A 16,662-nucleotide genomic window follows, 5' to 3' on the forward strand; every position below is an offset into this window, starting at 1 on the left:
CAGGGACGGGAAAGGGACAGACGCTCAAGCGTAGTCGCCCGCCGGACCCTCCTGACGCCCACCCGGTCCGCCGGGCCCCCCGCCCCCGCCCGGGACGGCACGCGCCCGCGGGATCCGCCCCGCCGTCTCGACGAGCAGCCAGCCCGCGAGGGCCGTCAGGACCGCCGCGGGAGCGCTGATCCGTACGGCGACGAGGACGGCCGTACGTCCCTCGAGGAGCCCTCCGAAGCCGACCATCGAGAGCCCGAGCACCCCGAACAGGCTCAGCGTGACGCCTAGGGCCGCCGCCAGGCCCGCGAAGCGGCCGGGAGCGTCCGGGGAAGGGCGGCCGGGCGCGGGCCGCTCGAAGCCCCGGAACGCCGCCACGCACAGCGCGGTCAGCACCGCCGCCGCCGCGAAGCGCACGGGCACCTGCGCCCACCAGGCCCCGCTCGCCGGCGCGGGCAGCGGCAGGTCGAGGGCGAGCATCGCGCCGTAGACGCCGAGCATCGCGGTCAAATGCCACAGGAACGCCGTCATGGCGACGCCGTTCGCGGCGACGACCGCCCGCCAGACACGGGGGCGGGCGACCAGGCGCGCGCCGGGTCCGCGCAGCAGCTCGACCGCGCCGACGAGCCACAGGCCGTGGGCGAGGAGCGCGAGCGTCGGCGGGGCCATGTTGCTGACCTTCTCGCCGGGCATCCCCACCATGCTCAGCGGGTACGGCCCGAGGGCGACCAGCGCGGCGGCGGCGGCCAGCCCGCCGGCGGCGAGCACGGCGGGCCTGCCGATCCGCCCGTCGGCGCGCAGGAAGCCGAGCTGGTGGACGGCGAGCCAGACGAAGGCGAAGTTGAGGAACTCGACGTACGGAACCCCCGCCGCGAAGCGCAGCACGTCGACGGCGGCGGCGGCGAGGGCGAGGCCGGCGAAGGCGGCCCAACCGTGCCGCTCGTGCAGCTTCAGCAGGAGTGGCGTGAAGGCCACCATGGCGAGGTAGATGCCGATGAACCACAGCGGCTGGGCGACGAGCCGCAGCGCGACCCCCGTGAGCCCGTCCCGCCCGCCGAGGGCGAGCGCGGCGACGCCCCAGACCAGCACGAAGGCCATGGTCGGCCGCAGCAGCCGCTGGAGCCGGGCGCGCACGAACACGGAGTAGACGGCGTCGTGCCGGCGGCGCAGCGACCGGTAGGAGAGCGCGTGCGAGAACCCGCCGACGAAGAAGAACACCGGCATCACCTGCAACGCCCAGGTGAGGATCTGGAGTTCCGGCAGGACGGCGAGGAGGTTCCCCACCCGGCCGTCGCCGGACACGGCGGCCATCAGCCAGTGGCCGGCGACGACCGTGCCGAGCGAGGCGACGCGCAGCAGGTCCACGTACCGGTCGCGCCCGGCGGGTGTCCGGTCGGCGAGTTCGCGCACACTGTTTCCCATGCGGGCAGGCTGCCGCCCCCGCCCACCGCCCCGGCAGAGCGCGCGTACTCAGATCCGCCTAGGTACCGACGACCGTGGCGCCCGGCGCCGGGGACTGCGCGACCCGTGCCGTGCGGCAGGTGCCCGAGGCGACGAGGGCCGCCGCGACCGACTCGGCCGCGTCCGCGTCCTTCGCCAGGAACGCCGTGGTGGGACCCGACCCCGACACCAGGCCCGCCAGTGCGCCGGCCTCCGCGCCCACCGCGAGGGTGGCGGCGAGGGAGGGGCGCAGGGACAGGGCCGCGGGCTGGAGGTCGTTCACCAGGGCCCCGGCGAGCGCCGCCGCGTCACCGGTGCGCAGGGCGTCCAGCAGCGCCGGACGGGCCGTGGGCGCGGGAACCCGGGTGCCGGCGGTCAGGCGGTCGAACTCCGCGTACACGGCGGGCGTCGAAAGGCCGCCGTCCGCCACCGCGAACACCCAGTGGAACGCCCCGCCCACCTCGATGGCGGACAGCTTCTCCCCCCGCCCGGTGCCCAGAGCGGCCCCGCCCACCAGGCTGAACGGCACGTCACTGCCCAGTTCGGCGCAGATCTCCAGCAGTTCGGCCCGCGAGGAGCGCGTACCCCAGAGCGTGTCGCAGGCCAGCAGCGCGCCGGCGCCGTCGGCGCTGCCGCCCGCCATGCCGCCCGCGACCGGGATGTCCTTGTCGATGTGCAGGTGCACGTCGGGCGACAGCCCGTGGCGGGCCGCCAGCGCGAGGGCCGCGCGCGCCGCCAAATTCGTGACGTCGAGGGGGACCTGACCGGCGTCGGGCCCCGAGCAGGTGATGCGCAGCGCGTCCGACGGGGTGGCGGTGACCGTGTCGTACAGGCCCACGGCGAGGAAGACGTTCGCGAGGTCGTGGAAGCCGTCCGGCCGCGCCCCGCCGACCGCGAGCTGCACGTTGACCTTCGCCGGTACCCGGACCGTGACCGTCATGCTCCCGCTCCCTTGTGCTCCGCGATGCGCGCGAACTCCTCCACCGTCAGCGACTCGCCCCGGGCCTGCGGCGAGATGCCGGCCGCGACCAGCGCGGCCTCCGCGGCCGGAGCCGATCCGGCCCAGCCGGCCAGGGCCGCCCGCAGCGTCTTGCGCCGCTGGGCGAACGCCGCGTCGACCACCGCGAAGACCTCCGCCTTCGTGGCGGCGGTCCTGACGGGTTCGGCCCGCCGCACGAGCGACACCAGGCCCGAGTCGACATTGGGCGCGGGCCAGAACACGTTCCGGCCGATCGCTCCGGCCCGCTTCACGTCGGCGTACCAGCACGCCTTCACCGACGGCACGCCGTACACCTTGTTGCCGGGCCGGGCGGCGAGGCGGTCGGCGACCTCCGACTGGACCATCACCAGCGTCCGCTCGATGCTCGGGAAGCGCTCCAGCATGGTGAGCAGCACCGGAACGGCCACGTTGTACGGAAGGTTGGCGACCAGCGCGGTCGGCGGCGGCCCCGGCAGCTCGGTGACGTGCATCGCGTCGGAATGCACCAGCGCGAACCGGTCGGCCCGCTCCGGCATCCGCGCCGCGATCGTGGCGGGCAGCGCGGCGGCGAGCACGTCGTCGATCTCCACGGCCACGACCCGCTCGGCGGCCTCCAGCAGGGCGAGAGTCAGCGAGCCGAGGCCCGGCCCCACCTCGACGACCACGTCGTCGGCCCGCACCTCTGCGGTCCTCACGATGCGCCGGACCGTGTTGGCGTCGATGACGAAGTTCTGGCCGCGCTGCTTGGTCGGGCGCACGCCGAGCGCCGCCGCCAGCTCCCGGATGTCGGCGGGACCCAGCAGGTCGTGCGGGGAAGGCGTCTCAGAAGGCTCAGTGCTGCTCACCGCTCAAGCCTAAGGGCCCCAGCACCCCACCCCGCTCCCCGCACCGAAGCAGACACGTGGACGCCCCCCAGGGAACCCCCGCCCTGCCCGCCCACTCCCCGGCACCGCACGAAACGAGCGCGCTGCCCGCACTCCCACGGCGGCCGAAGGGCACAGCGGGGGCACTCCCCACAACGGCCGGAGGGAACGAGCGGGGGCACTCCCCACGATGCCCGAGGGGACGTGCCGGGGCGCTCCCCACGATGCCCGAGGGGACGTGCCGGAGCGCTCCCCGCAGGGTGCCGAACGCAACCACCCCGAAGACCACACCACCCCGCACGTTCGGCACCCGAGGAGACGCCCCGGCACGGCACCGACCCCAAAGCCCCCGCACGGCAGGGCACCGCCTCCAGGGCCCCGCACGGCAAGCCACTCAGTGCCGGCACCTCAAGCCCCGCCCGGCCCCGCCCCCGCACAGCGCACCGCCCCGCGCAGCCCCCGCATCACCCCCGCAGCCGCCCCCCACAGTGCGGCCAAGGACTCGCCCCCCGCTGCACGTACAGCTTCTTCGCCCGGAACGTCTGCTCCTCCGCGCCCGCGTCCTGCGGCCGCCCGCTCCCGCCCAGCTCCTGCCACGTCCGCGTGTCGAACTGGTACAGCCCGCCGTAGTTCCCGGTCGCGTCCACCGCCCCCGGCCGCCCCCCGGACTCGCAGTGCGCGAGCCCGCTCCAGTTGAGCCCGTCCGCCCCGGCCACAGAGGCCGGCTTCTCCTTCGTACCGACCCTGACGAGCCGCGCGACCGGCTCCCGCGCGATCTCCTGCGCGATCCGCCGCGGCTTCTGCCGCACCCCGTTGACCGTACGCACGAAGTACGTCACCCGTCGCGACCCGACCTCACCCGCCCGCTCCACGACCTCCGTGCCCTCGAAGAGCGTCGGGTCCGCGGTCCGCACCACGTCGTACGGGATGGGCTCCTCGCGCACCTCCTTCGCCCCCCGGATCCGCATCACGGTGACGGTCTGCCCGTCGCGCGGGAAGCTGCCGGCCGGCACGGAGGTGGTGTCCTGGCCGCGCAGGCTGATGCCGGCCTCAGCCAGCGCCTCGCCGACGGTCGCGGCGTTCGTACGGATGGTGCGCTCGCGGCCGTCGGCCATGAACGTCACGGTCCGCTCGGTGCGGACGTCGAGGGCGAGTCCGGCCCGCCCGATCCGCAGGGAGCGCGAGGCGGAGAGGTACGCGCCCTCGGCGCGCACCCCGAGCTGGCGCAGTGCGCCCTCGACCGTGCCGGCGGTCGTCCAGACCCGGTGCCGCTGCCCGTCCAGGGTCAGCGTCACCGGGCGGCCGTACCGCACGACGACCTCGTCGCCGTTGGCCAGCTCCGCGCCGGGGGCGGGCGCGACGAGGTCGTGCGCCCCCACCTCGACGCCCTCGTCCTCCAGCAGCTCGGTGACGTCGTCGGCGAAGGTGTGCATCGTGCGGGGGACGCCGTCGACGCTCAGCCTGACCGCCTTGTCGCTGGCGACGAACGCCGAGGTGCCGCCGGCGAGGAACGCGACGACCAGCGCCTGCGGGACGAGCCGCCGCAGTGCCTCGGGCCGCTCGGCCTCCTTGCGCCGCCGGGCGGCCCGGCGGGCCTCCGCCCTGCCCCCGGCGCGTCCCACGCCGTCGCGCGCCGCCCCCTGACGCGGCAGCCGGCCGTCCCGCAGCTCGTACGAGGCCGCGTACGTATCGGCGCTGTACTCCCGGTACTCCCCCGCCCCGACCCGGCCCCCGTCCCCGACTCCCGCATCAGCCGCCGGATCTACCGCCGGACCCACCGTCCCCACCGCCGGGACCACCGTCTCCACCGCCCGGCGGCCGCTGCCACGCACCGCCCGGTGACTGCCCTGCGAATAACCCACGACGCTCCAGTAGTCCGGTCCGCCCCGATGACGCTGCGGCCCGGGACACTAGCGGAGCTGTCGTCACTCTCCAAAGCAACACGACCACACCGCGTGAAAGCGCGGACGCGGGGGACGGCCCGTCAGTAGTCGAACGCGCGGGCCGTGTTCGCCGCGAGCGCCCCGGCGAGAACGTCCTCCTCGATGCCCCGGACGGCGGCCATCGCCCGCACGGTGACCGGAATGAGGTAGGGCGCGTTGGGCCGTCCGCGGTACGGCGCCGGCGTCAGGAACGGCGCGTCCGTCTCCACGAGGACCAGCTCCAGGGGCGCGACGGCGAGCGCGTCCCGCAGCGGCTGCGCGTTCTTGAAGGTCATGTTGCCGGCGAAGGACATGTAGTAGCCCTTGCGGGCGCAGATCTCGGCCATGGCGGCGTCGCCGGAGTAGCAGTGGAAGACGGTGCGCTCGGGCGCGCCCTCCTCCTCCAGGACGCGCAGCACATCGGCGTGCGCCTCGCGGTCGTGGATGACGAGCGCCTTGCCGTGGCGCTTGGCGATCTCGATGTGGGCCCGGAAGGACCGCTCCTGGGCGGCCATGCCTTCGGGGCCCGTACGGAAGTAGTCGAGACCGGTCTCGCCGACCCCCCGCACGTACGGCAGGGACGCCAGCCGGTCGATCTCGGTGAGCGCGTCGTCGAGGGCCCCGTCGCCGCCCCCGGCGCGCGCCCCCTGCCGGGACCAGCCGTCGGGGTCGCCGAGGACGATGCGCGGGGCCTCGTTGGGATGCAGGGCCACGGCGGCGTGCACATTGTCGTGGGCCGCCGCGGTCTCGGCCGCCCACCGCGAGCCCTTCACGTCACAGCCCACCTGGACGACGGTCGTGACCCCGACCGAGGCGGCCTTGGCGAGGGCCTCCTCGACGGTGCCGTCCTGCATGTCCAGGTGGGTGTGCGAATCGGCGACCTCTCCCCGGAGGGGTTCGGGCAGCGGCGGGAGTGCGTCCTTGGGGCTCATGGTCACGATCGTACGAAAACCGCGAGCCCCGCTTCCGGCGCCGGTGCGGACGTGGCGCTTGCGCCCCCGCCGGTCACTTCCCGTGCCGGTGCAGGTGCAGCAGGTCGGACAGGTGCCACTCGTGCTTCACCCGTACCGGGCCGGGGGCGTCCTCCCTGGCCGGCCCGGGGATCCCGGAGACCGGTCCGGCCATGGGCGCGTCCACCACGGCGGCGCGGAGCATGTCCCTGATCGACGAGACCTGCCCCGCCTTCATGATGCGCACGACGTGCCCGCCGCAGTTGAGGCAGGTGGGGCGGGAGAGCGGCGAAGGGACCCGCTGACCGTCGGCCGTGTAGACCACGAACGCGTGGCCGTCGCCGTCGACGTGGTGGTGTATCTCGAAGGACTGCTCCCAGCCGTGCCCGCACCTCATACAGGCGAAGGCATACGCCTCGTGAACGGTCATGCCCGTGCCGGCGGTGTCTGCGATCTCGCTCATGCCAGCTCCTTTCCACTGGGTCCAGTGGACGCCTGTTCCGGCGGGAGCGCATCGGTGCCTGTCGAGATATGGAGCGGCCTTGGCCCTTCCATGAAGAAAGGCCCGGTGCGCGGTCGGTGCGCGGTTCTCGCTTGGGACGGCTTTAGTTATTCACGATAGTCCTTTGCCGTCCCCGGGGCCCGTCCGTGCCGCGTTCTTTGCCGCGACGACGGCATCGAACACCTCGCGCTTGGGCAGCCCGGCCTCGGCGGCGACGGCCGCGATGGCCTCCTTGCGCCGCTCCCCCGCCTCCTCGCGCACCTGCACCCTGCGCACCAGCTCCGCCGGGTCCAGTTCCCGCACCGTCTCGGCGGCTCCTTCGACGACGACGGTGATCTCGCCGCGCACCCCTTCGGCCGCCCATTCGGCGAGCGCCTTGAGCGGGCCGCGCTTCACTTCCTCGTACGTCTTGGTCAGCTCGCGGCACACGGCGGCCCTGCGCTCGTCGCCGAAGACCTCGGCCATCGCCGCGAGGGTGTCGTCGAGCCGGTGCGGGGCCTCGAAGAACACCATCGTCCGCCGCTCGTCCGCGACCTCGCGCAGCTTGCCGAGGCGCTCGCCGGCCTTGCGCGGCAGGAAGCCCTCGAAGCAGAAGCGGTCGACGGGCAGGCCGGACAGGGCGAGGGCGGTGAGCACGGCCGACGGGCCGGGCACCGCGGTGACCCTGATGTCCTTCTCGACGGCCGCGGCGACCAGCCGGTAGCCCGGGTCGGAGACGGACGGCATGCCCGCGTCGGTGACCAGGAGCACCCGCTTGCCGTCCTCCAGCGCCTCGACGAGTTCGGGTGTACGGGCGCTCTCGTTGCCCTCGAAGTAGGAGACGACACGCCCCGTCGTCTGTACGCCGAGCGCCTGCGTCAGGCGGCGCAGCCGCCGGGTGTCCTCGGCCGCCACGACGTCGGCCGTCGCGAGTTCGGCGGCGAGGCGGGGCGGCGCGTCGGCCACGTCCCCGATGGGCGTCCCCGCGAGCACGAGCGTTCCGGCCGTTCCGGGCGCCGCGGCCGTTCGAGCCGTTCGAGTCGTTCCAGTCGTTCCAGTCACAAGTGCCATCCTCGCAGGGCGCGCACACGACGCGCACAGATGTGTTCCCTACGATGGCGCGGTGACCAGTACCGCGTCAGAAGCCCAGCAGGGCCGGGCCCCCGGGGACCAGCCGCCGTCGTGGCAGCAGCGGCTGCGCCGATACGGCTACGCGCCCAGGCCCGACACCGGGCTGCGCGAACGGCTCGTGCCGCCCTTCAGCAGGCCCGGCACGCAGATCTGGAGGGTGCTCGGCGTGCCGCCCGTGCTCGCCGGCCACCTGGTGCGGTGGGCCGCGTGGGGCGGCCCGCTGCTGGTCGCGCTGGTCGCCGGCCTGCTCCGGTTCTGGCACCTGGGCAGCCCCAAGGCGGTGATATTCGACGAGACGTACTACGCGAAGGACGCCTGGGCGCTCATCCACCAGGGGTACGAGGGCCAGTGGCCGAAGGACATCGACAAGTCGGTGCTGGCCGACCCTTCGGGGGTCACGGTCCCGGCCGATCCCGGCTACGTGGTCCATCCGCCGGTCGGCAAGTGGGTCATCGGCATCGGTGAACAGCTCTTCGGGTTCACGCCGTTCGGCTGGCGGTTCATGGTCTGCGTCCTCGGGACGCTGTCGGTCCTGATGCTCTGCCGGATCGGGCGCCGCCTGTTCCGCTCGACGTTCCTGGGCTGCCTGGCGGGCGCGCTGCTCGCGGTGGACGGCCTGCACTTCGTGATGAGCCGCACGGCCCTGCTCGACCAGGTGCTGATGTTCTTCGTGCTGGGCGCGTTCGGCTGCCTGCTGGTCGACCGGGACCGGGCGCGGCGGCGGCTCGCGGCGGCGCTCCCCACGGACGACGAGGGCGTGCTGCGCCCGGACGCCGAGGTCGCGCGGCGGCTGCGGCTGGGGTGGCGGCCGTGGCGGATCGCGGCGGGCGTGTGCCTGGGCCTGGCGTTCGGCACGAAGTGGAACGGTCTGTACATCCTGGCCGCGTTCGGCCTGATGACGGTCCTGTGGGACGTGGGCGCGCGCCGGACCGCGGGCGCGGGCGCGCCGTACGCCGCCGTGCTGAGGCGGGACGTCGCGCCGGCGTTCGTGTCGACGGTCGTGGTCACCTTCGTGACGTACGTCGTCTCCTGGACGGGCTGGATCGTCACCCGGGGGGGCTACTACCGGGACTGGGCCCAGGGAGCCGGCAAAGGCGGCTCCTTCACGTGGCTGCCGGACTGGCTGCGCAGCCTGTGGCACTACGAGACCGAGGTCTACAGCTTCCACATCAACCTGACGTCGGGCCACACCTACCAGTCGAACCCGTGGAGCTGGATCGTCCTGGGCCGCCCGGTGTCGTACTTCTACGAGTCCCCGAAGCCCGGCGAGGAGGGCTGCCCGGCGAAGGAGACGAGCGACTGCGCCCAGGAGGTACTGGCGCTGGGCACCCCGCTGCTGTGGTGGGCGGCGTGCTTCGCGCTCCTGTACGTGCTGTGGCGCTGGGCGCTGCGGCGCGACTGGCGGGCGGGAGCGATCGCGTGCGGCGTCGCGGCGGGCTGGGTCCCGTGGTTCTTCTACCAGGAGCGCACGATCTTCCTGTTCTACGCCGTCGTCTTCCTGCCGTTCCTGTGCCTGGCGGTGGCGATGATGATCGGCGCGATGCTGGGCCCGCCGCACGCGCACGAACGGCGGCGGGTGGCGGGAGCGGTCGGTGCGGGAGTCCTCGTACTCCTCATCATCTGGAACTTCGTCTACTTCTGGCCGATCTACACCGGGCAGACGATCCCGATAGACGCCTGGCGCGACCGCATCTGGTTCGACACCTGGGTGTAGTGCCGCGGAGGACGGGCCCGGCGCCGCGGGGCGCCGGGCCCGTCCTGCCGTCGGGCGGTGCTGACGCGCCTACCTGCCGGGGTCGATGTCGTCGTCGGTGGCTTCGATGCGTTCCTTGCGGACCGTGCCCTTCACGGTCTCCTCCTCGGTGACCTCTTCGGCCTTCATCCGCACCCGCTCCACCGGCTCGGCCCTGGTCTCGACCACAGGGCGCTCCGCGTGCAGGGTGACCTCGTGCTCGGCCTCGGTGATCTCCGGTCCGGACAGCGCCTCGCCGCGGTTGGCGTCGGTGATCGGCTCCCGCTCCACCCGGACCTCTTCGTGGCGCACCGGGATGGTCTGCTGCTGCTCCTCGGTGACGACGTACTTGCGCAGTCTGGCCCGGCCGGCCGCGCGGCGCTCGGTGCCGACGTGCATCTCCTCCTCGGACCGGGTCATCGCGTCGTCGCCGGTGGAGGTGCCGGCCGCCGCGGTCCCCTCCCGCGCCCAGCCGCCCTCGCCGGGCTGGTTGGCCTGGTGCCACGCGGCGTCCCATTCGACGCCGTAGTACTCGTAGAGGCGGTGCTCCTCCTGCTCGGAGAGATGGCCACCGGCGTCCACGTCGACGTTGGGCGCGTCCTTGACCTTGCTCTTGGCGTAGGGCACCTCGAGGTGGTCGCCGACCACGCTGGCGTCGCGTATCGGCACGAACGACTCACTGGTGCCGAACAGGCCCGTCTTCACGGTGACCCACTCGGGCCGGCCCGTCATGTCGTCGAAGAAGACATGCTTGGCCTCACCGATCTTGTTCCCCTCGCCGTCGTGGACGGGGTGGTCGAGGACCGTGGGAATCTGCTCACGAGTGATCATTTGTGTCCCTCTCGTCGTGTCGGGCTCCCCGTGCGGGTGTCCACTTCCCCCGGGGGACAAAACCCCCAAAAGGGAGAATTTTGCTTCTTTCGCCCGAATCGGCGTCCGTCCCGGTCTCGTAACAGCCCCCTCCGGCGTCCCCCGCCTCCCGTAAGGTGCGGTACTGCACCTCTTGAACGTGTTCAGTTCAGCAGAACTCCTGGGGAGGGGACCGCACGACATGCGCAGTGGAGCGAAGGTCGCCATAGTCGGCGGGGTGTTCCTGGCCACGGCCGGAGGGGTGGCCTACGGGGCGTACTCGGTGTTCGGCGAGGAGACCGGCGGGGGGCCGGGCGACGTCAGGAGCCTGTCCGCGCCGAAGCGGACGGGCCCGCCGAGCGCGGAGGAGGTCGCGGACACCGCCGGGGACTTCCTCGCCGCCTGGGCGAAGGGCGACGCGAGCGCCGCCGCGGGACTGACCGACGACTCCGCGACCGCGCGACCCGCCCTGTCCGGCTACCGGGACGCGGCGCACATCAGCGAGGTCGAGCTGAAGCCCGGCACGCCGGTGGGGGCGACCGTGCCGTTCACCGCCGACGCCACCGTGACGTACAAGGGCACGAGCAAGTCCCTCTCGTACGCGTCGGAGCTGACGGTCGTGCGCGGCCTCACCTCGGGCGAGGCGCTGGTCGACTGGAAGCCGTCCGTACTGCACCCGGAGCTGGAGGACGGCGAGGTGCTGAGGACGGGACCGGCTTCGGCCCCGGCCGTCAAGGCGGTCGACCGCACCGGCGCAGAGCTGACGAAGAAGCGGTACCCCTCGCTCGGGCCCGTCCTGGACGCGTTGCGGGAGAAGTACGGGAAGAAGGCGGGCGGGACCCCCGGCGTCGAGCTGAGCATCGAGAGCGCCGATGGCGACGGCGTCGCCCCGCGCTCCCTGCTCACCCTCGCCAAGGGCAGGGCGGGGAGACTGCCGACGACGCTGGACGCGGGCGTGCAGGCGGCGGCCGAGACGGCGGTGAAGAAGTACGGCGAGGCGTCGGTCGCGGCGGTCAGGCCGAGTACGGGCGAGATCCTGGCCGTCGCCAACAACCGCACGGACGGCTACAACGCGGCGTTCCTCGGCAAGCAGGCGCCGGGCTCCACGCTGAAGATCGTGACCGCCGCGATGCTGCTGGAGAAGGGCCTGACGGGCGCGGACCGCAAGGCGGAATGCCCGCCGACCGCGATGTACATGGGCCGCACCTTCAAGAACCTGGACGACTTCTCCATCGCGGACGGCACCTTCGCCACCAGTTTCGCCCGCTCCTGCAACACCGCCTTCGTCAAGCTGATCGACGACGCCGGGGACGACGCGGCGCTCCCCAGGACGGCGCGCGAGGTCTTCGGTCTGGGCCTGGACTGGCAGACCGGCACCGTCACGGCCGACGGTTCGATCCCGGAGTCCTCCGGCGGCGAGGCGGCGGCGCAGTACATCGGGCAGGGCACCGTGCAGATGAACGCCCTCAACATGGCGTCGGTCACCGCCACCGCGAAGGCCGGCACGTTCCGTCAGCCGGTCATCGTGCCGCAGTCGCTGGACGGCCGCGAACTGGCCAGGGCCTCCCGCTCCCTCTCCCCGTCCGTGCACGGCCAGTTGCTCGCCATGATGCGGCAGACGGCGACCGCGTCCTGGGGCACGGGCACCGCGGCGATGGCCTCGGTCGGCGGCGACAAGGGCGCGAAGACGGGATCGGCGGAGGTCGACGGCCAGGGCAAGTCCAACAGCTGGTTCACGGGGTTCAGCGACGACGTGGCCGCCGCGGCCTCCGTCGAGTCGGGCGGCCACGGCGGCGACGCGGCGGGCCCCCTGGTGGCAGCGGTACTGCGCGCCGGCTGACGATACGTCAGGGGCTGTGCCGCGGTCAGAGCGCGGTCCGGACCGCCCTTACCAGGGCCTGGGCGCGGGGGTCCGCGGTGACGCCCTTCTGGTGGCCGTTGGTCACGTAGCCGAAGGCGATCCCCGACTCGGGGTCGGCGAAGCCGAGGGAGCCGCCCCGGCCGGGGTGCCCGAACGAGCCGGGTGCGAGCAGGGGTGCGCCGGAGCCGTGCAGCATGAAGCCGAGCCCGAAGCGGGTGCCCACGACCAGCACCCGGTCGGGGCCTGCCGATTCCTCGGTGCGCGCGAGCGTGAGCGTGGCGGGGGCGAACAGCCGGTGGCCGTCGACCTCGCCGATCATCGCCGCGTAGCACCGGGCCAGAGCGCGGGCGGTGGAGATCCCGCCGGAGGCGGGGAGTTCGGCCGCCCGGTACGCCGGGTCGTTCTCGTCCGGGAGCGGGTCGATCGCCCCGAAGGCGCGCCGGGTGGGCGACGCGGCATCGGCGTACGCCTCGCTCACGCTCCGCTTGGGGCGCAGCCGCAGCGCCCCGCTGTCCAGGGGCGGCGGCTCGACGGGGCCCACGCGGCCGACCCGGTGGGCCTCGTCGGCCGGCAGCCCGACCCAGAAGTCGAGTCCCAGCGGCCGGGCTATCTCCTCGGCGATCCACCGTCCGACGGTCCGCCCCGTCACCCGCTTCACGAGCTCGCCGATCAGCCAGCTGTACGTCTGGGCGTGGTAGCCGTGGTCGGTGCCGGGCTTCCAGGCGGGCGCCTGGGCGGCGACGGCCTGCGGCCCGCTGACGCCGTCGATCGCCTCGGCGGGGGTCAGCGGGCGGTCGAGCACCGGTACCCCGGCGCGGTGGGACAGCAGGTGCCGTACGAGGACGCGTTCCTTGCCGTTCGCCTTGAACTCCGGCCAGTACGTCGCCACGGGGGCGTCCAGGTCGATCTGGCCGCGCTGGTGCAGGAGCAGCGGCACGGCGGCGGCGACGCCCTTCGTGGCCGACCGCACGACCTGGGCGGTGTCCACGGCCCACGGCTCCGTGCCGTCCACGTCGCGGGTGCCGGCCCAGAGGTCGACGACCTTGCGGCCGTGCCGGTAGACGGCCACCGCCGCGCCCTGTTCCCCGCGTTGCGCGAAGTTGCGCACGAACGCGTCCCTGACCGGTTCGAATCCGGCGGCCACCGTGCCCTGGGCATCCACTTCTGCGCGCGTGCTCATGCCCCCATGGTGCAACGGCGCCGCCGGGCGGGGCGGCGTGGGGTCCCGGGAGCGCCGTGCGCGCGAAGGCGCCCGTACGGTACGCACGTTCCCGGGTGCGGCGGGGCCGGCCGCGCCCCGCCGGCGCGCCCCTACGCCTCGACCCGCACCGAGCGCGGGTCGAACCCGAACGGCAGCTCCAGCCGGTGGGCCCGCATCACCGCCTCGTCCGAGAGCAGCTCCTGCGTGCGCCCGTCCGCCACGATGACGCCGCCGCTGAGGATCACCGAACGGGGGCACAGTTCCAGCGCGTACGGCAGGTCGTGGGTGACCATCAGCACCGTCACGTCCAGGGAGCGCAGGATGTCGGCCAGTTCGCGCCGCGAGGCCGGGTCGAGGTTGGACGACGGCTCGTCCAGGACCAGGATCTCCGGCTCCATCGCCAGTACGGTCGCGACGGCCACCCGGCGCCGCTGGCCGAAGGACAGGTGGTGCGGCGGCCGGTCGGCGTACTGGGCCATGCCCACCCGTTCCAGCGCGGCCGTCACGCACGCCTCCAGCTCCGCGCCGCGCATCCCGGCCGCGGCGGGGCCGAAGGCGACGTCCTCCCGGACGGTCGGCATGAAGAGCTGGTCGTCGGGGTCCTGGAAGACGATGCCGACCCGGCGGCGGATCTCCGCGAGGTGCCGCTTGCCGACGGGGAGTCCGGCGACGGTCACGGAGCCGGCGCCCGCCGTGAGGATGCCGTTGAGGTGCAGGACGAGCGTCGTCTTGCCCGCCCCGTTCGGCCCGAGCAGCGCCACGCGCTCGCCGCGCGCGACGTTCAGGTCGACGCCGAAGAGCGCCTGGTGGCCGTCCGGGTAGGCGTACGCGAGGCCGTTGACCTCAAGAGACATCGTCATAGGGTCCATCCCAGCAGACATACCGCCAGCGCGGAGGCCGGGAGGGCCGCCGCGTACGACCACTGCGTCCGTGTCGCGGTCACCTCGTCGATCACCGGCATGGTGCCGGTGTACCCCCTGCTGACCATGGCCAGGTGCACGCGCTCGCCTCTTTCGTAGGAGCGGATGAAGAGCGCACCCGCCGTCTTGCCGAGGACGCCCCAGTGCCGCACGCCGCGCGCCTCGAAGCCGCGCGAGCGGCGGGCGATCGACATCCGGCGCATCTCGTCCGTGATCACATCTCCGTAGCGGATCATGAACGACGCGATCTGCACGAGCATCGGCGGCAGCTTCAGCCGCTGGAGTCCCAGCAGCAGCGATCTCAGTTCAGTCGTGGAAGCGAGCAGGACGGACGCGGCGACGCCGAGCGTCCCCTTGGCGAGGACGTTCCAGGCCCCCCACAGGCCCGAGACGCTCAGCGACATGCCGAGCACCTCCACGCGCTCGCCCTGGGCCACGAACGGCATCAGCACGGCGAACGCCACGAACGGCACCTCGATGAGCAGCCGCTTGAGCAGGAACCCGGCCGGCACCCGCGCCGCGTACGCGACGCCCGCGAGCAGTGCGGCGTACAGGCCGAAGGCCCACATCGCCTCGCGGGGCGTGGAGACGACGACGAGCACGAAGCAGAAGACGGCGGCGAGCTTGCAGTGCGGCGGCAGGGCGTGCACCGGCGAGTGCCCGTGCCGGTAGAGCTTGTGCGCGTGGCCCGCGCCCATGTCAGGCGGTTTCCTTTTCCCCGGTGCGCGCCGGCGTGACCGCGACGGCCGGCCGGTCCGCGTCGCGCCGGCGCCGCACCGCCCAGAAGACGCCGCTGCCGGCCGCGACGGTCGCGCCGACGCCCACGACGCCCGCGAGGCCGCCGGAGATCCGGCCGTCGCCGATGCCGCTGACGCTGTAGTCGGCGAGCGGGGAGTCGGCGGCGGCGTGGTCCTCGGCCTTCTTGTCGATGCCCTGGTCGGCGGCGACCTTCTCCAGACCGTCGGGGCTCGCGGAGGCGTAGAACGAGACGATCCCGGCCAGGACGAGCGCCGAGGCCAGCCCGGCGCCCCAGACCGTGCGGGTGGAGCGGGCGGCGGCCGGGGCGGGCGCCTCGGCGGGGGCCGCGTCCACCAGCTCGCCGCCGACGAGCAGCTTGAGCGGCGCGGACAGGCCGCGCGCGCCGTGCACCAGGTCGGGGCGTACGGCGATGACGGCGCCCACGGTCAGCGCGGTGATCGCGGCCTCGCCGATGCCGATGAGGACGTGCACACCGACCATGGCGGTCAGCACCTTGCCGATCGGCACGTCCGTCGTGCCGCCGACGGCGTAGATGAGCGTGAAGGCCGCGGCGGCGGCCGGCACGGACACCAGCGCGGCGACGAACGCGGAGGCGGTGACCGAGGAGCGGCGGCGCGGCAGCACCTTCACGAGCCCGCGGAAGAGCACGTACGAGACGATCACCGTCACCACCCCCATGACGGTGATGTTGACGCCCAGCGCCGTGAGCCCCCCGTCGGCGAAGAGGATGCCCTGCATCAGCAGGACGACGGAGATGCAGAGCACGCCGGTGAACGGGCCGACGAGTATCGCGGCGAGCGCGCCACCGAGCAGATGCCCGCTGGTCCCGGCCGCGACCGGGAAGTTCAGCATCTGTACGGCGAAGACGAACGCGGCGACCAGTCCGGCGAGCGGGGCGGTCCGCTCGTCCAGTTCGCGGCGCGCTCCGCGCAGGCTGACGGCGACCGCACCCATGGCTGCGACGCCCGCCACAGCCGAAACAGGTGTGTTGATGAATCCGTCGGGGACATGCATGGGGAGGCTCCGCTTCCTGCGGTGTGGTGAACCGTTCGATGATAGTGCCTTCTTGCAAAGAGGTCGCAAGAGCGCACGGGTCACAAATGAAGCGGGGCGTACGCCCCAAAATATGGGACATTAGAGGACATAAGCCCCGAACCTTAGGAGCCGCCCGATGCCCCCGACGATTGAGGACCACACGCGGGCCTGCCTCGTCACGGACGGCCCCCAGCGCCACGCCGTCCCCGTGGCCCTCCGCTACGACCCCCGGGAGGACCCGCTCACGGTCCGCCTGGTCTTCCCGCCGGACGTCTCGCCCGACGGCGCCGAGAACGAGTGGATCTTCACGCGCGCCCTGCTGGAGGCCGGCATGACCCGTCCGGCCGAGACCGAGAGCGGCGATGTACGGGTGTGGCCGTGCGGCCGGGTGCAGGCCGTGATGGAGCTGCGGTCGGACCAGGGCATGGCCGTGATCCAGTTCGACCGGGCGCCGCTGCTGCGCTTCCTGCGCCGCACGCACGCCGCCGAGGAACCGGTGGCCACGGAAGCCGCCCACTGAGAACGGTGAGGTCCCGCCGGCCGTCATGGCC

Annotated in this window: 15 protein-coding genes; 3 read left to right on the forward strand and 12 right to left on the reverse strand. The window is 73.4% G+C overall.

Features of this window, described 5'->3' with window-relative positions; translation table 11 throughout:
• Positions 1-24: 24 nt before the first annotated feature.
• The 7 genes from ACWGH0_RS06385 to rsmI form a co-directional block, all read right to left on the reverse strand.
• A complete protein-coding gene (locus ACWGH0_RS06385; protein WP_453402990.1) occupies positions 25-1,410 on the reverse strand; it encodes an acyltransferase family protein in 1,386 nt (461 codons plus the stop codon).
• Positions 1,411-1,468: 58 nt separating this feature from the next.
• Positions 1,469-2,368, reverse strand: a complete 900-nt coding sequence (locus ACWGH0_RS06390) for a 4-(cytidine 5'-diphospho)-2-C-methyl-D-erythritol kinase (RefSeq protein WP_453402991.1) — start codon at positions 2,366-2,368, stop codon at positions 1,469-1,471.
• Entirely contained in the window at positions 2,365-3,252 is an 888-nt protein-coding gene (rsmA, locus tag ACWGH0_RS06395; RefSeq protein ID WP_453402992.1) for a 16S rRNA (adenine(1518)-N(6)/adenine(1519)-N(6))-dimethyltransferase RsmA, read from the reverse strand. The genes ACWGH0_RS06390 and rsmA overlap by 4 nt, the downstream gene beginning before the upstream one ends.
• A gap of 482 nt (positions 3,253-3,734) precedes the next feature.
• Positions 3,735-4,937 carry a ubiquitin-like domain-containing protein gene (locus ACWGH0_RS06400; RefSeq protein ID WP_453403014.1) on the reverse strand — a complete coding sequence of 401 codons (1,203 nt, stop codon included), beginning with the start codon at positions 4,935-4,937 and terminating at the stop codon, positions 3,735-3,737.
• Between the two features lie 317 nt (positions 4,938-5,254).
• On the reverse strand, positions 5,255-6,124 hold the full coding sequence (locus ACWGH0_RS06405; protein WP_453402993.1) for a TatD family hydrolase: 870 nt from the start codon (positions 6,122-6,124) through the stop codon (positions 5,255-5,257).
• Between the two features lie 73 nt (positions 6,125-6,197).
• The gene (locus tag ACWGH0_RS06410; protein WP_453402994.1) at positions 6,198-6,605 is read right to left on the reverse strand and encodes a hypothetical protein; all 408 of its coding nucleotides are present in this window, start codon (positions 6,603-6,605) and stop codon (positions 6,198-6,200) included.
• A gap of 150 nt (positions 6,606-6,755) precedes the next feature.
• A complete protein-coding gene (rsmI, locus tag ACWGH0_RS06415) occupies positions 6,756-7,685 on the reverse strand; it encodes a 16S rRNA (cytidine(1402)-2'-O)-methyltransferase (protein WP_453402995.1) in 930 nt (309 codons plus the stop codon).
• A gap of 61 nt (positions 7,686-7,746) precedes the next feature.
• On the opposite strand from rsmI, the gene ACWGH0_RS06420 reads away from it, so the two are divergent.
• Complete coding sequence (locus ACWGH0_RS06420; protein ID WP_453402996.1) at positions 7,747-9,468, forward strand: dolichyl-phosphate-mannose--protein mannosyltransferase; 1,722 nt, start codon at positions 7,747-7,749, stop codon at positions 9,466-9,468.
• Between the two features lie 69 nt (positions 9,469-9,537).
• On the opposite strand, the gene ACWGH0_RS06425 is transcribed toward ACWGH0_RS06420, so the two are convergent.
• Positions 9,538-10,317 carry a DUF2382 domain-containing protein gene (locus tag ACWGH0_RS06425; RefSeq protein ID WP_453402997.1) on the reverse strand — a complete coding sequence of 260 codons (780 nt, stop codon included), beginning with the start codon at positions 10,315-10,317 and terminating at the stop codon, positions 9,538-9,540.
• Positions 10,318-10,537: 220 nt separating this feature from the next.
• Between ACWGH0_RS06425 and ACWGH0_RS06430 the strand changes: the two genes are divergently transcribed.
• On the forward strand, positions 10,538-12,175 hold the full coding sequence (locus ACWGH0_RS06430) for a penicillin-binding transpeptidase domain-containing protein (protein ID WP_453402998.1): 1,638 nt from the start codon (positions 10,538-10,540) through the stop codon (positions 12,173-12,175).
• Positions 12,176-12,200: 25 nt separating this feature from the next.
• Here the strand turns inward: ACWGH0_RS06430 and ACWGH0_RS06435 are convergent, their stop codons facing one another.
• The 4 genes from ACWGH0_RS06435 to ACWGH0_RS06450 form a co-directional block, all read right to left on the reverse strand.
• Positions 12,201-13,358, reverse strand: a complete 1,158-nt coding sequence (locus ACWGH0_RS06435; RefSeq protein WP_453403015.1) for a serine hydrolase domain-containing protein — start codon at positions 13,356-13,358, stop codon at positions 12,201-12,203.
• Positions 13,359-13,507: 149 nt separating this feature from the next.
• Positions 13,508-14,278 carry an energy-coupling factor ABC transporter ATP-binding protein gene (locus ACWGH0_RS06440; protein WP_453402999.1) on the reverse strand — a complete coding sequence of 257 codons (771 nt, stop codon included), beginning with the start codon at positions 14,276-14,278 and terminating at the stop codon, positions 13,508-13,510.
• Positions 14,254-15,015: a cobalt ECF transporter T component CbiQ gene (gene cbiQ, locus ACWGH0_RS06445; RefSeq protein WP_453403000.1), complete on the reverse strand. Its 762-nt coding sequence runs from the start codon at positions 15,013-15,015 to the stop codon at positions 14,254-14,256. Before cbiQ ends, ACWGH0_RS06440 begins: the two co-directional genes overlap by 25 nt.
• A 1-nt stretch (position 15,016) precedes the next feature.
• Positions 15,017-16,090 carry an energy-coupling factor ABC transporter permease gene (locus tag ACWGH0_RS06450; RefSeq protein ID WP_453403001.1) on the reverse strand — a complete coding sequence of 358 codons (1,074 nt, stop codon included), beginning with the start codon at positions 16,088-16,090 and terminating at the stop codon, positions 15,017-15,019.
• Positions 16,091-16,247: 157 nt separating this feature from the next.
• Between ACWGH0_RS06450 and ACWGH0_RS06455 the strand changes: the two genes are divergently transcribed.
• A complete protein-coding gene (locus tag ACWGH0_RS06455; RefSeq protein ID WP_453403002.1) occupies positions 16,248-16,631 on the forward strand; it encodes an SsgA family sporulation/cell division regulator in 384 nt (127 codons plus the stop codon).
• Positions 16,632-16,662 lie beyond the last annotated feature (31 nt).

This window comes from Streptomyces sp. NPDC054887 (assembly GCF_053610585.1).

Coding starts and splice junctions, on each gene's coding strand:
- ACWGH0_RS06385 (WP_453402990.1), bottom strand. CDS start 1,410: ATGGGAAACAGTGTGCGCGAACTCGCCGACCGGACACCCGCCGGGCGC.
- ACWGH0_RS06390 (WP_453402991.1), bottom strand. CDS start 2,368: ATGACGGTCACGGTCCGGGTACCGGCGAAGGTCAACGTGCAGCTCGCG.
- ACWGH0_RS06405 (WP_453402993.1), bottom strand. CDS start 6,124: ATGAGCCCCAAGGACGCACTCCCGCCGCTGCCCGAACCCCTCCGGGGA.
- ACWGH0_RS06410 (WP_453402994.1), bottom strand. CDS start 6,605: ATGAGCGAGATCGCAGACACCGCCGGCACGGGCATGACCGTTCACGAG.
- ACWGH0_RS06425 (WP_453402997.1), bottom strand. CDS start 10,317: ATGATCACTCGTGAGCAGATTCCCACGGTCCTCGACCACCCCGTCCAC.
- ACWGH0_RS06430 (WP_453402998.1), top strand. CDS start 10,538: ATGCGCAGTGGAGCGAAGGTCGCCATAGTCGGCGGGGTGTTCCTGGCC.
- ACWGH0_RS06440 (WP_453402999.1), bottom strand. CDS start 14,278: ATGTCTGCTGGGATGGACCCTATGACGATGTCTCTTGAGGTCAACGGC.
- cbiQ (WP_453403000.1), bottom strand. CDS start 15,015: ATGGGCGCGGGCCACGCGCACAAGCTCTACCGGCACGGGCACTCGCCG.
- ACWGH0_RS06450 (WP_453403001.1), bottom strand. CDS start 16,090: ATGCATGTCCCCGACGGATTCATCAACACACCTGTTTCGGCTGTGGCG.
- ACWGH0_RS06455 (WP_453403002.1), top strand. CDS start 16,248: ATGCCCCCGACGATTGAGGACCACACGCGGGCCTGCCTCGTCACGGAC.